The 12,879-nt window shown below is 59.6% G+C and carries 12 protein-coding genes; 5 read left to right on the forward strand and 7 right to left on the reverse strand.

Going from position 1 to position 12,879, the window contains the following annotated elements:
* Positions 1–419: 419 nt before the first annotated feature.
* Complete coding sequence (locus tag DET50_RS18380) at positions 420–2,072, reverse strand: electron transfer flavoprotein-ubiquinone oxidoreductase (RefSeq protein WP_113864170.1); 1,653 nt, start codon at positions 2,070–2,072, stop codon at positions 420–422.
* A 418-nt stretch (positions 2,073–2,490) separates the two neighbouring features.
* Here DET50_RS18380 and DET50_RS18385 point away from each other — a divergent pair, with 418 nt between their 5' ends.
* Together DET50_RS18385 and DET50_RS18390 are read left to right on the forward strand one after the other, a co-directional pair.
* Positions 2,491–3,240, forward strand: a complete 750-nt coding sequence (locus DET50_RS18385; protein ID WP_113864171.1) for an electron transfer flavoprotein subunit beta/FixA family protein — start codon at positions 2,491–2,493, stop codon at positions 3,238–3,240.
* Positions 3,241–4,182, forward strand: coding sequence for an electron transfer flavoprotein subunit alpha/FixB family protein (locus DET50_RS18390; RefSeq protein ID WP_113864172.1), 942 nt, complete (start codon positions 3,241–3,243; stop codon positions 4,180–4,182).
* A gap of 101 nt (positions 4,183–4,283) precedes the next feature.
* On the opposite strand, the gene DET50_RS18395 is transcribed toward DET50_RS18390, so the two are convergent.
* Positions 4,284–4,670: a DUF3775 domain-containing protein gene (locus DET50_RS18395; RefSeq protein ID WP_113864173.1), complete on the reverse strand. Its 387-nt coding sequence runs from the start codon at positions 4,668–4,670 to the stop codon at positions 4,284–4,286.
* A 61-nt stretch (positions 4,671–4,731) separates the two neighbouring features.
* On the opposite strand from DET50_RS18395, the gene DET50_RS18400 reads away from it, so the two are divergent.
* Positions 4,732–5,844, forward strand: coding sequence for a CapA family protein (locus DET50_RS18400; RefSeq protein WP_113864174.1), 1,113 nt, complete (start codon positions 4,732–4,734; stop codon positions 5,842–5,844).
* Between the two features lie 9 nt (positions 5,845–5,853).
* Here DET50_RS18400 and DET50_RS18405 read toward each other — a convergent pair whose 3' ends face one another.
* Positions 5,854–6,333: a hypothetical protein gene (locus DET50_RS18405; RefSeq protein ID WP_113864175.1), complete on the reverse strand. Its 480-nt coding sequence runs from the start codon at positions 6,331–6,333 to the stop codon at positions 5,854–5,856.
* An 11-nt stretch (positions 6,334–6,344) separates the two neighbouring features.
* On the reverse strand, positions 6,345–6,674 hold the full coding sequence (locus DET50_RS18410; RefSeq protein WP_113864176.1) for a hypothetical protein: 330 nt from the start codon (positions 6,672–6,674) through the stop codon (positions 6,345–6,347).
* Positions 6,675–6,876: 202 nt separating this feature from the next.
* On the opposite strand from DET50_RS18410, the gene DET50_RS18415 reads away from it, so the two are divergent.
* Together DET50_RS18415 and DET50_RS18420 are read left to right on the forward strand one after the other, a co-directional pair.
* Entirely contained in the window at positions 6,877–7,293 is a 417-nt protein-coding gene (locus tag DET50_RS18415; RefSeq protein ID WP_113864177.1) for a hypothetical protein, read from the forward strand.
* A 31-nt stretch (positions 7,294–7,324) separates the two neighbouring features.
* Complete coding sequence (locus tag DET50_RS18420) at positions 7,325–8,566, forward strand: saccharopine dehydrogenase family protein (RefSeq protein ID WP_113864178.1); 1,242 nt, start codon at positions 7,325–7,327, stop codon at positions 8,564–8,566.
* Positions 8,567–8,574: 8 nt separating this feature from the next.
* On the opposite strand, the gene cydC is transcribed toward DET50_RS18420, so the two are convergent.
* From cydC to cydB, 3 genes are read right to left on the reverse strand one after another with little or no spacing between them, the layout of a single operon-like run.
* A complete protein-coding gene (cydC, locus tag DET50_RS18425; protein ID WP_113864179.1) occupies positions 8,575–10,191 on the reverse strand; it encodes a thiol reductant ABC exporter subunit CydC in 1,617 nt (538 codons plus the stop codon).
* On the reverse strand, positions 10,184–11,875 hold the full coding sequence (gene cydD / locus DET50_RS18430) for a thiol reductant ABC exporter subunit CydD (RefSeq protein WP_113864180.1): 1,692 nt from the start codon (positions 11,873–11,875) through the stop codon (positions 10,184–10,186). The genes cydC and cydD overlap by 8 nt, the downstream gene beginning before the upstream one ends.
* Positions 11,876–12,877 carry a cytochrome d ubiquinol oxidase subunit II gene (gene cydB, locus DET50_RS18435; protein WP_113864181.1) on the reverse strand — a complete coding sequence of 334 codons (1,002 nt, stop codon included), beginning with the start codon at positions 12,875–12,877 and terminating at the stop codon, positions 11,876–11,878. It abuts the gene before it with no gap.
* Positions 12,878–12,879: the final 2 nt, after the last annotated feature.

Consider the following 12,879-nt stretch of genomic DNA (forward strand, 5'->3'; position numbering starts at 1 on the left):
CACCGAATCCGGCTGACCTTAAACGGCCTGACTCCGGTGGAGTACAGAGAACAGGCTGCGACTGCAGCCTGATTAAACTGTCCAGGTTTTGGGGGGCACTTCAGATCCGGGCCTCATGGCAACGGGGTCTGATGAACACTTTCATCTGACCCCAACTTAAGGCCTGCCCCCCGCCTCTGCGAAGAAACGGTCCTTTATGGGCCGTTTTTTTGTGCCTGGGATAAATGGGGGCAAGGTTGAGAATGGGGTCAGATGAAGGCTTTCATCAGACCCCTGAGGGGAGGTGGGCCCGTGGAGATCGGCTTGAAAATGGGGTCAGAAGAAGGGCTTCTTCAGACCCCTGAGTTGAATTCCAGGCAAAAAAAAGGGGTCAGATGAAAGCTTTCATCTGACCCCATGTTCACCCCGAATTCCGAAGCTTACATGTTCGGATAATTCGGGCCACCGCCCCCTTCCGGGGTCACCCAGTTGATGTTCTGGGCAGGATCCTTGATGTCACAGGTCTTGCAGTGAACACAGTTCTGGGCGTTGATCTGGAACTTCTTGCCGCTGCCGTCTTCTGCTTCGACGACTTCGTATACGCCGGCCGGGCAGTAGCGCTGCGCGGGCTCGTCGTATTTCGGCAGGTTTTCCTTCAGCGGAATATCCGGATCGGTCAGCTTCAGGTGAACCGGCTGGTCTTCCTCGTGGTTGGTGTTGGAAATGAATACCGAGGACAGGCGGTCGAAGGTCAGCTTGTTATCCGGCTTCGGATAGTTGATCTTCTTGGCCTCGGACGCTGGCTTCAGAGTGGCATAGTCCGGAGTGGTATCGTGGAAGGTGATCGGGAGGCTGCCACGCAGGATGTTCTGCTCGAAGAAGGCGATGGCGCCGCCTACCACGTTGCCGAACTTGTGCATGGCCGGGCCGAAGTTACGCTCGGCGTAGAGCTCCTTATACAGCCAGCTCTCTTCGAAACGCTGCTGGAAGCCGGTGATTTCCTCACCGCTCTTGCCTTCCTTCAGAGCCTCGAACACCGCTTCCGCGCCCAGCAGGCCGGACTTCATGGCGGTGTGGGAGCCCTTGATCTTGGAGCTGTTCAGGGTGCCGGCGTCGCAGCCCAGCAGCAGACCGCCCGGGAAGCTCATCTTCGGCAGGGCATTGTAGCCGCCCTTGGCGATGGCACGAGCGCCATAGGATACGCGCTTGCCGCCTTCCAGGTACTTGCTGATTTCCGGGTGTAACTTCAGGCGCTGGAATTCCTCGAACGGGCTCAGGTGCGGGTTGCTGTAGGACAGATCGGTGATCAGACCCACGTAAACCTGGCCGTTTTCCAGGTGATAAAGGAAGGAACCGCCGGTGGAACCGGATTCGTTCAGTGGCCAGCCGGTGGTGTGGACGACCAGGCCCGGCTCGTGTTTGGCCGGATCGATGTCCCACAGCTCCTTGATGCCGATGCCGTAGTGCTGTGGATCCTTGCCTTCATCCAGTTTGAAATCGTTGATCAGGCGCTTGCCCAGGTGACCGCGGCAGCCCTCGGTGAACAGGGTGTATTTGGCGCGCAGTTCCATGCCCGGCATGTAGCCGTCTTTCTCGGAACCGTCACGGGCCACGCCCATGTCGCCGGTGATGATGCCCTTGACCTGGCCATCCTCAACAATGGTCTCGGCCGCGGCGAAGCCCGGATAGACTTCAACGCCAAGCTGCTCGGCCTGTTCGGCCAGCCAGCGGCACAGGTTGCCCAGGCTGATAATGTAGTTGCCGTGGTTGTACATATTCTTGGGCACAAAGGCATTCGGGATCTTGGTGGCGTTTTCCTGGTTCTTCAGCAGGAAGATGTCATCCCGGGTAACCGGCGTGTTCAGGGGAGCGCCTTTCTCTTTCCAGTCCGGGAAGAGTTCGTTCAGGGCGGTGGGCTCGAATACGGTACCGGCGAGGATGTGCGCACCGATTTCAGACCCTTTCTCTACCACGCATACGGTCAGTTCTTCGCCGGCTTCCTGCGCCAGTTGCATGACGCGGCAGGCTGCCGACAGGCCCGCAGGGCCGCCGCCGACGATCAGAACATCAAATTCCATCGATTCGCGTTCCACGTTGGTCTCCTCAAACAGCTTCTATTGGAAATTATTTGCCCGCAGGCCGATTTACAGGGGCGTCATCATACCGGTAAAACTGCCTATAGACGACTGCCCCGAGCCGAATACCCCGGCTAATTTAACCGAAAGCATACCGCATTTAAGAAATCAAACAAACGTTTGTTTGAAATTCTCCGTGAGCTTTGGCATTGTACGTGTACACCGAAACATCGTGTGTTTTGAGTCGAATTTTAGTATCGTCTCATTGCCAATCCGGGTCAACACCGTCGAATTGGCTTTTAAAGCAGTCCCGGCGCGTCGTTTGAGGCTATTGATTCTGCTGACCATTGCCTCCATCATTAGTGCGCACTGAATTTCGGCAGGCTCCGCGGGGGACTGCGAGTCATTAAACCCATCGTAGAAGAACGAGGAATCTATGAAGGTTCTGGTCGCTGTAAAACGAGTTATCGACTACAACGTGAAGGTGCGCGTCAAGCCGGACAACACCGGTGTTGACCTCGCCAACGTCAAGATGGCAATGAACCCATTCTGCGAAATCGCTGTTGAAGAAGCGGTTCGTCTGAAAGAAAAGGGTGTTGCCAGTGAAATCGTGGTGGTTTCCATTGGTCCGAAGGCTGCACAGGAGCAAATCCGTACCGCTCTGGCCCTGGGTGCTGACCGTGGTATCCACGTCGAGACCGACGAAGAAGTCCAGTCTCTCGAAGCGGCCAAGCTGCTGAAGGCTGTTGTTGAGAAGGAAGAGCCGAAGCTGGTCATTCTCGGCAAGCAGTCCATCGATTCCGACAACAACCAGACTGGCCAGATGCTGGCCGCGCTGACCGGCATGGGTCAGGGCACCTTCGCTTCCGAAGTGGTTGTTGAAGGCGACAAGGTCAACGTAACCCGTGAGGTAGACGGTGGTCTGATGACCGTTTCCCTGAACCTCCCGGCCGTCGTCACCACTGACCTGCGTCTGAACGAGCCGCGTTATGCGTCTCTGCCGAACATCATGAAGGCCAAGAAAAAGCCGCTGGACAACATGAGCCCGGCTGATCTGGGCGTCGACATTGCCCCGCGCCTGTCCACCCTGAAAGTCGAAGCCCCGGCCGCGCGCCAGGCGGGTGTCAAGGTGGCTGACGTAGCTGAGCTGGTCGATAAACTGAAGAACGAAGCGAAGGTGATCTAAATGAGCATCCTGGTAATTGCTGAACACGACAACAGCAGCCTGAAGCAGGCTACCCTGAATGTTGTAGCGGCTGCCAAGGCCATTGGCGGTGACATCGACGTGCTGGTTGCCGGCGAGAACTGTGGTGCCGTTGCCGAAGCTGCTGCCAAGGCCGAGGGCGTGAACAAGGTTCTGGTTGCCGATAACGCTGCGTATGGTCACTTCCTGGGTGAGAACCTGGGCGAGCTGGTTGCCGAAGTGGGCAAGGGCTACAGCCACATCCTGGCCGCCGCAGGCACCGTGGGCAAAGATTTCATGCCACGGGTTGCCGCACTTCTGGACGTTGCCCAGGTTTCCGACATCATGCGTGTTGAATCCGAGGACACCTTCGTTCGCCCGATCTACGCGGGTAACGCCATTGCCACTGTGAAATCCAGTGACAGCATCAAGGTGGTTACTGTTCGTCCGACCGCTTTCGACCCGGTTGCCGGTGAAGGTGGCTCCGCTGCTGTTGAACAGCTGGACGTTGTTAAAGACGCCGGTTTGTCCCAGTTCGTAAACGAAGAGCTGGCCAAATCCGATCGTCCTGATCTGGCAAGCGCCGGTATCGTTGTTTCCGGTGGTCGCGGCATGCAGAACGGCGATAACTTCAAGATGCTGGAGCAGGTAGCCGATCTGATGGGTGCCGCTGTTGGCGCATCCCGTGCCGCTGTCGACGCCGGCTTTGTGCCGAACGACATGCAGGTTGGTCAGACCGGTAAGATCGTTGCTCCGCAGCTGTACATCGCGGTGGGCATCTCCGGTGCCATCCAGCACTTGGCGGGTATGTCTGACTCCAAGGTGATCGTTGCGATCAACAAGGACGAAGAAGCCCCGATCTTCCAGGTGGCCGATTATGGCCTGGTCGCGGACCTGTTCGAAGCAGTTCCGCAACTGGAAGAAGAGCTGAAGAAAGTTTTGTAACTTTCTGAGAAGCTAATAAAAAAGGCGCCCCAGGGCGCCTTTTTTATTGCCTGCACAAAGTTGCAGTCGAGTGTTTGTCTTTTCCGGGAAACCCGCAAGTGTTACTCGTCGCAGGAATATCCCATCAGGGACAGCCCCTCCAGCAAGTAGTCCGGTAACAGGGGGTGGGCGATCAGGTAATCGGCGGTTGTATCGTTCGATGCATCCGAGGCATAGGCCAATGCCTCCTCCCACTCCTCAAGACTGTAGTCGCCCCGGCCGAGCCACAAGAGTGCGACCACTTGCTGCTGCTGGTCCGGTTCCAAATCGGTAACCACCGAGCGGAACTCCTCCAGAGTGGAATCTCCGGCGTGGGAGGCGAGCATCTGGACATGCCAGTCTTCGCTGGCATCACCGGAGTCGGTGGGTATGACGACCTGTTCCTGGGCATGAAATTCCCGCGCCAGCTGGACCAGATGGCAAACGGTGTCCGGATTGACGTCGAGCATGGGCAATTCCTCCAATGGTCCTTCATCGTCTACTTTATAGACAATAGCTGATGGATGGACGATGAAAAAGCAACCACTGAAACTCTTTCTGGCCGGGGACGTCATGACCGGGCGAGGTATCGATCAGATCATGCCCGTTCCCTCGAAGCCAGGGCTTTACGAATCCTGCGTGATCGACGCACGGGACTACATCGCCCTGGCGGAAAGGAAGGCCGGCCCGATCCCCAGGAAGGTTTCTGGTCACTATATCTGGGGCGATGCCCTGTCTGAGCTGGATCGGTTTAACCCCGACGTTCGCATCGTGAACCTTGAGACCAGTGTAACGACCGCCGCTAAGCCCTGGCCCGGCAAAGGAATTCACTACCGGATGCACCCGGACAACCTGGCCTGTCTTTCAGCTGCGCGCCTGGACATTTGTGGCCTGGCCAATAACCACGTGCTCGACTGGGGTCGGGAAGGGCTTGCGGAAACACTGAAAGTGCTCCACGGCGCCGGAATGCTTACGCCCGGTGCTGGCCTGTATGAGATGGAGGCCCAATCGCCGGCGATTTTCCCGCTTCCTGACGGGGGCAGGTTGCTGGTTCTGGCCTGCGGCCTGGCGTCCAGCGGTATCCCCGAGGACTGGGCGGCGGGTCCCGGTCGCAGTGGCGTGTTCCTGCTACACGGCCTCGACAGTCGGTCGGTCAAAGCGATCGCCCGGATAATAGATCAGTCCAGGCAACCCGGGGACCGGGTTCTGGTTTCGGTCCACTGGGGCGGTAACTGGGGTTATTACGTGGAGGACGAGGACAGGCTATTTGCGCACCGTCTGATTGATGAGGCCGGTGCCGATGTGATCCATGGTCATTCCTCTCACCATCCCCGTGGCATTGAAGTATGGAACGGCCGGTTGATCCTATTTGGGTGCGGGGACCTTATCAATGACTATGAGGGTATTCGCGGCTATGAGGCGTTTCACCCCGAATTATCCCTGATTTACCTGCCAACCCTCGATTCCGACACCGGTCTGCTGAAAAGCCTTCGGATGGTCCCCATACGCATGGAGCGGTTCCGGTTGAACCACGCAAACGAGGAGGAGGCGACGTGGCTGCAGGACCGGCTGAACGAAGTCTGCCGAGACTACGGCACGGCCCTGGAGAGGACGGCAAACGGATCGTTCGAGCTTGCCTGGTAGCCAGCCAATTTACCCGGACTGATCATCGCCGTTCCGGGGCCGTCGGGTGTGGCGGGAGATGATGCGTTTCTCAACCTTACTGATGATGAGGGTATCCGCCAGAATATGCAGGGCCCGGTTGGTCGTTCGTACTGCATTGTATATCTCGCTGCTGGTCTGATCGTGGGTGGTCCGGGCCTTCAAGGCATTCTTCCTGAAATCCTCGTCCCTTGAGAACAGGTCAATCAGCCCGAATGTGGTGCTCGAAATGGTTTTGTGCACCTTCTCCACGGCACTGGTTCCGCCGGAGACGGTCTCTTCCAGGAGTTTCGTCCGGTTGCGGACTTCCATCAGGTCCATCCGGCGCTTCTGAACGGCACTGCGGGCGGCAATGCGGTGGGTGTTGACCCGCCTGAGCATGACACGGCACGCCTGCAGCTGCCGGAAAACCAGTAGCAGCGCGCCGGCGGCGATCAGCAGGAGAGGGACAGTCAGCAGTTCAGTTATCATACCGGGAACCTTCAGCGGTACTCGAGCTGCATATAAACGTCGATTTCCCGCTCCTGCAGTTCCTGTTCCAGCTCTTTCATCACCTCCTGGTACACCATCTTGCTGACCATCACCGGCAGCCGGTCTGCCAGGATACGGGCCGAGCGGGATTCCCGCTTCGCGACGGCAATCGGGTCGAGCACTTTGAGCGTAAGCACCAGTTCCGGATCGACACCGGATTCATCGATCCTGTCCTGTTCCATGATCTGGTGTATCACTTTCCTCTGCTCAAGGATCTGCCAGTAGAGAAAGCCGCTGAACAGCACCAGGATAACGCTGAGAACCAGTAATAATGTCAGCAACGGAGGCCTCCAGCTTGGTTTTCGGGGTCAGCCGCCAGTGTGCAGCAACCGGCAGGCCAAACGATTGGCCGAGCCGACGGGCCCCACAAAGAAACTCGGAAACTGGAAGCAATGCACAAAGCTGCTACCTTGATTTGCAGCTGTTGCGTCATATTCGGAGAATCAATTGGTTAGCGGAACTTCATAAAAAAGGAACCCAGCAATGGTCTGGATCAAGGCGTTTATAGCCGGATTTCTGGCAACACTGATTTTTCACCAGGGACTGTTCATGGTGTTTTACCTCGCAGGCATGGTGCCCAGTGAACCGTTCAACATGTCGCCGGTGCCACCCTTTGGCGTCCCTCAAATCGTCTCCCTGGCATTCTTTGGCGGCCTTTGGGGAATGGTGCTCTGGTTGATCCTGGGGAGACTGGCGGGAATCGGGTTCTGGCTCGGACACATCCTGCTGGGCGCCCTGGCGCCGACCGCAGTCGCCATGCTTGTGGTGTTTCCTCTGAAAGGTCTGGAGGTGACCGCGCAGACCTGGACCGGTGGCCTCATACTCAACGGTTTCTGGGGGTTGGGCGTTGCCATTCTCATGCGCCTGATGGGCACGCGTCCGAACGCCTCAACCCTATAGTCACTTTCTGAATGCAAGGAGAGGAACTCCGATGGCAAAGACAACGAATACCAACTATGACCTCGTCGTATTCGGGGCCACCAGTTTTGTCGGGCAAATTCTGACCCGCTATCTGTTCGAGACGTACGGCGTCGGGCAATCGGTCAACTGGGCCATTGCCGGTCGTTCCAGCCATAAGCTGGAAGGGGTGAAAGGCGAGCTGGGCCATAAGGCAAAAGAACTGCCGGTCATCCTGGCGGACGTGTCGGATCAGGATTCCCTGGAAGCCCTGTGTGGCCAGACCCGGGCGGTGATATCCACCGTCGGCCCCTATGCGCTCTACGGTGAGCCCATGGTGCAGGCCTGCGTCCGCTCTGGTACCGACTATTGTGATCTGACCGGCGAGGTCCAGTGGATTCGCAAGATGATCGAACGGTACGAGGAGGAGGCGAAGTCCTCCGGCGCCCGCATTGTCCATTGCTGTGGTTTTGACTCGATTCCCTCGGATCTCGGGGTCTGGTACCTGCAGCAGCAGGCCGAGGAAACCTTCGGAGCCCCCTGCAAGGATGTCCGTATGCGGGTCAAGGCGGCCAAGGGTGGGCTGTCCGGGGGAACCGTGGCGTCGATGATCAACATCGCCAAAGAAGCGGGCTCCGATCCGGCGTTGCGCAAGGAACTGGCCAATCCCTTTTCCATCAGCCCCTCGGAACACCGCTCGCAAACCCGTCAGCCGAGCCTGAAAACCGCCGAGTTCGACAAAACGTTCCAGGTCTGGCTGGCGCCATTTGTCATGGGGGCCATCAATACGCGGATAGTGCACCGCTCAAACGCCCTGCAGGACGCCCGCTACGGCAAGGAGTTCACCTACGACGAAGCCATGATGACCGGTCGCGGCCTGAAGGGCAGGGCCAGTGCCTACGCCATGACGGCGGCCTTGGGAACTTTCTTCACGGCCTCTGCCCTCAAGCCCACCCGATGGGTGGTGGAGAAACTGGTGCCCAAGCCCGGTGAGGGGCCGAGCCCGGAAGAGCAGCGTACCGGCTTCTTCGATATCCGATTTGTCGGACGCACGGAGGATGGCAAGACCATGATCACCAAGGTGACCGGCGATCGTGACCCAGGTTATGGCTCCACTGGCAAGATGCTCGGCGAAGCCGGTATGTGCCTGGCGTTTGATGTGCCTGCGGATAAGCCCGGTGGTTTCTGGACGCCGGCATCACTGCTCGACGGAGACCTGCTGAAACGGCTGACCGAAAAAGCGGGCCTGACTTTCGAGGTGGTCGAGACCCGCTAGGGCAGTCATTACTCCAGATGGATCACGCGGTCGGTTGCCGGCAGGGCCTCCGACCCGTGGGCCAGGCTGATCACCGATTTTCCTTCCAGCCAGCGCTCCAGGCGTTTGCTGATGCGGCTTCTGGTGTCACCATCCAGCCCGGTGAAAGGTTCATCCAGTACCACCAATGGCGCCGGATTCAACAGTACCCGCGCCAGTGCCACCCGGCGGGCCTCCCCGCCGGAAAGCCGGCTTCCGGTGTTTCCAAGCCAGGTGTCCAGTTGCTCCGGCTCACGGGCAAACCGATCCCCAAGTTCCACCAGTTCCAGGACCTGCCACAGCTCAGCGTCCGTAGCTGCGGGGTTTCCCAGGATCAGATTGGCTCGCAAGGTATCGTCAAAGAGCGCCGTCTGCTGGGTCAGGTAGGCACAGGGTTGCCGGGCCAGTTCGCCCCGGGACGCAGGTAAAAGACCGGCCAGTGTGTCGGCCAGAGATGATTTGCCGCTGCCGGAACGGCCCAGAATGCCGATGCGTTCACCCCGGGAGAGGGTGAGGTCGAAATGGGTGAGAATGGGCGCGAACCCGTCGTACCGAACGGCAATATCCTGAGCCACCAGAGCCAGATGATCGTCGGCCGGCGCGGGTATCTCGGCCTTCCCTTGCTCACCGGCGGGCGTTGCATCCCGATTCAGGCGGGCTGCGGAGGAGACAGTACTGCCAAGCTTGCCAAAGGCATCCGGTAGCATGGAATACACCTCGGCAAGCCCCAGGATCGCGATGGGAAGCAGCACCAGGACCGGGCCCGAGATGGCACCGGTCTCATACAACCCATAGCCGGCCCAGAGTGCAAATACAGCACACAGATTGATCAGCAGGTGGCTGATGGCCTGATGCCAGCCAACCTTGGAGTCCACCTCAACCTGCTCCGAGTTCATCTGGTGGGCCTGGCGCAGCAACCAGGCACCGTGCCGCCCGGTGCGACCCGCAGCACGTAATTCCGCGAAGCCTTCAATGTGTTCGACAACCGCAGTACGCAATTCCTCCTGACGGTCAGCCTGGCGATAGGAGGGTTCACGAGTGCGCACATAGACGGCGACGGTGGCCAGCACGAAAGCAAGGGTGGTGATGGCAAGCAGACCCAGCGCCACCGCGCCACTGAACAGTACCCACGCGAGCAAAGCCACCAGCAGAGTGATAACCCCGGCAAGTGCAGCAGGCGCGATAACCCTGAGGTAGATGGTATCCAGGGCATCCACATCGCTGGTCAGACGCGAGAGCCACTGGGCCCCGGAGAGTCTGGACTGGCCGGTTCGGCTGGCTCCGGCCAATCGGTGGAACAGGGCCACCCTGATGTCGGTGAGCAACCGCAGTACGGTATCGTGGTTATAGACCCGTTCCAGATACCGGGCTACCGTTCGGGAGACCGCAAAGAATCTGATCCCCCCGCCGGGCACATACAAGTTGACCGCCACCTGGGTGCCGGCCGCAAGCAGAATGCCTACAATGGCCGTGTCCGTGATAAACCATCCGGACAGCGCCAGCAGGCCGATGCCGGATGCGAGGGTCGCCAGAATCAGCACCCCGCCTAGCACGAGTCGCCAGGGGCGCTGGAAGATCAGGGCAAGCCAGGGAGCCAATTCACGCATGGTAAACCTCCCCATCGTCGACAGTCAGTACACGGTCCGCAAGCGTAAGCAGGGCGTGGTGGTGAGTTGAGAAGACCAGTGTCTTGCCCGCCTGGGACAACTTGCGAAGGCTTTCAAGAATATAGATCTCGCTGGCTGAATCGAGCCCGGCGGTCGGTTCGTCCAGCAAAATCAGATCGTAATCCGCCAGGAAGATCCGTGCCAAGCTGAGACGCCGTGCCTGGCCACCAGACAAGCCCCGACCCTGATCCGACACGGGGCTGTAGATGCCGTCTTCCCGGCTGTCCACCAGATCTCCGAGGCCGACGCGCCGGAGCGCAGCGTCAATGGCAACGTCGGAAGCGTCCGGGGAAGTGAGCCGGAGGTTATCGGCCCAGGTGCCATGAACGAGGAAGCCTTTCTGGCCCAGCCAGCCAAAAGCGGCTTTGCCCGGCACTTGGCCGAAAACCCGGATCTCGCCCGAGTCAGGCGCCAGAAAACCGGCCAGCAGATACAGCAGGGTGGATTTGCCGCCTCCGGACGGGCCGGTCAAGGCGACGGCGTGGCCTTTTTCAATTTGCAGGTTCAGGTCCCTGAACCAGGGTTTAGCTTCGCCCGGGTGGGTAAAACTCACGCTGTCGAGAGTGATGAGACTGGGCGACCCGGCAGTTGCGGGCGCGGACTGTTCTGATTTCACTTGCAGAGTACTGGCAGGGTAGTCCTGCAGCCGGGCGAGAATCTCGGTACCGGCACCCAGCGCGGCGGCCCGGTCGTGATAATACTGGGACAGCGTTCGCAGCGGCTGGAAGAATTCCGGCGCCAATAACAGGATCAGCAAACCGGTGAACAGGGTAAGCTCATCGGCAGGACCAAAGGTGATGTAGCCCAGCAGTCCAAAGCCGATGTAAATGGCGATCACCGCAATTGCCACCGACGCGAAGAACTCCAGGACCGCCGAGGAAAGAAACGCAATCTTCAGGGTCTTCATGGTGACCACCCGGTAACGGTCCGAGCGGCGGGCAAGAAGGTCCGCGGCGGATTCGGTCTGGCCGAACAGCTGAAGGGTGGTAAGACCGCGCACCTTGTCCAGGAACTGGCCGGATAGCCGGCTGATGGTCTCGAAGTGCTGTTGATTCAGTTTTTCCGCACCCATCCCCACCAGCGCCATGAACAGGGGAATCAGCGGTGCAGACAGCAGCAGGAAGACGGCGGCCAGCCAGTCCAGCCAGAACACCAGAGCCAGAATGAGCAGGGGTACGATCACAGACAGCTGCATCTGGGGCAGGAACCTGGCGTAGTAGCCGTGCAGGGCTTCCACGTGATCAATCCATTCCCGGGCAAGTGCCCCGGCGGACTCCTGGCCCATGGCAACCGGCCCTGCGGCCTGCCAATGCCGGTGAATCTGGCGGCGGGCGGTCCGGCGAACCCGCTTGCTGCACTGGGCCGCAAGGCGGGTTTGCAATCCCTGGAACAGCGCCCGGATAACCAGGGTAATCACCAGGACGATAAAGAGGTCCATCAGCTCTGAGACGGCAATCCCCTCGATCACCCCGAGATGAACGATGCGGGCCAGCAGGACCATCTGAACGATGGTCGCAATGCCGGCCAGGGTGCCGGTTAATACGGCACCCTGTACCCATCGACGATTGCCGGCGGCAAGCTCCGTGAGCCAGCGGCGAACGTTTCGCTGTTCCGGAGCTGTCACTTAGTGATATCCCTCGCCCGCACGCACCTTGCCGCGGAAGACCCAGTAGGTCCAGGCGGTGTAGGTGATCACGATGGGCACTACCAGCAAGGTACCCAGCAGTAGGAACATCTGGGAGCCGTAGGCCGAGGCCGCATCCCACAGGGTGTACTCCGGCGGCACCACGTACGGCCAGCGACTGACCACCAGACCCAGGTAGGTGGTGATGAACAGACCCATGGTGGCCACGAACGGCATACCCTCGAAGCGGTTGCGTACCGACCGGAAGATCTGGAACGCGCACAGCAGGGTCAGTACCGGCAGGACCCAGATCACGGTCAGATTCGAGAACCAGCGCTCGCGCACCATGTCGTCCACGAACGGGGTCCAGACACTGATAATGCCGAAGATGATCAGCACCGCGGCCAGCAATGGCAGCGTGATCTTGTAGGCCCATTCCTGCAGCCGGCCCTCGGTCTTCATGATCAGCCAGGTGGAGCCCAGCAGCGAATAACCGGCCAGCATGCCCAGGCCGGTGAGGACGGTGAACGGGGTCAGCCAGTCCAGCGCGCCGCCGACGTACACGCCGTCCACGGTATTGAAGCCCTGGATGTAGGCCCCGACCACCGCGCCCTGGGCGAAGGAGGCGATGGTCGAACCGCCGGCAAAGGCCCAGTTCCACAGGTACCGGGAGGTGCGCGCCTTGAACCGGAACTCGAAGGCCACGCCCCGGAAGATCAGACCGGCCAGCAGCAGGAACACGCCGATGTACAGCGCCGGCAGGAAGATGGTGTAGACCATCGGGAAGGCGGCCAGCAGGCCGGCACCACCGAGCACCAGCCAGGTCTCGTTGCCGTCCCACACCGGGGCCACCGAGTTCATCATGGTGTCCCGGTCGCCCTCGCTCGGGGCGAACGGGAACAGGATGCCGACCCCGAGGTCGAAGCCGTCCATCAGCACATACATGATGATGCCGAAGCCGATAATGAATGCCCAGATCAGGGGCAGATCGAACAGTTCCATAG

The sequence above is a fragment of the Marinobacter pelagius genome (genome assembly GCF_003315345.1).
Classification (GTDB): Bacteria; Pseudomonadota; Gammaproteobacteria; order Pseudomonadales; family Oleiphilaceae; genus Marinobacter; species Marinobacter pelagius_A.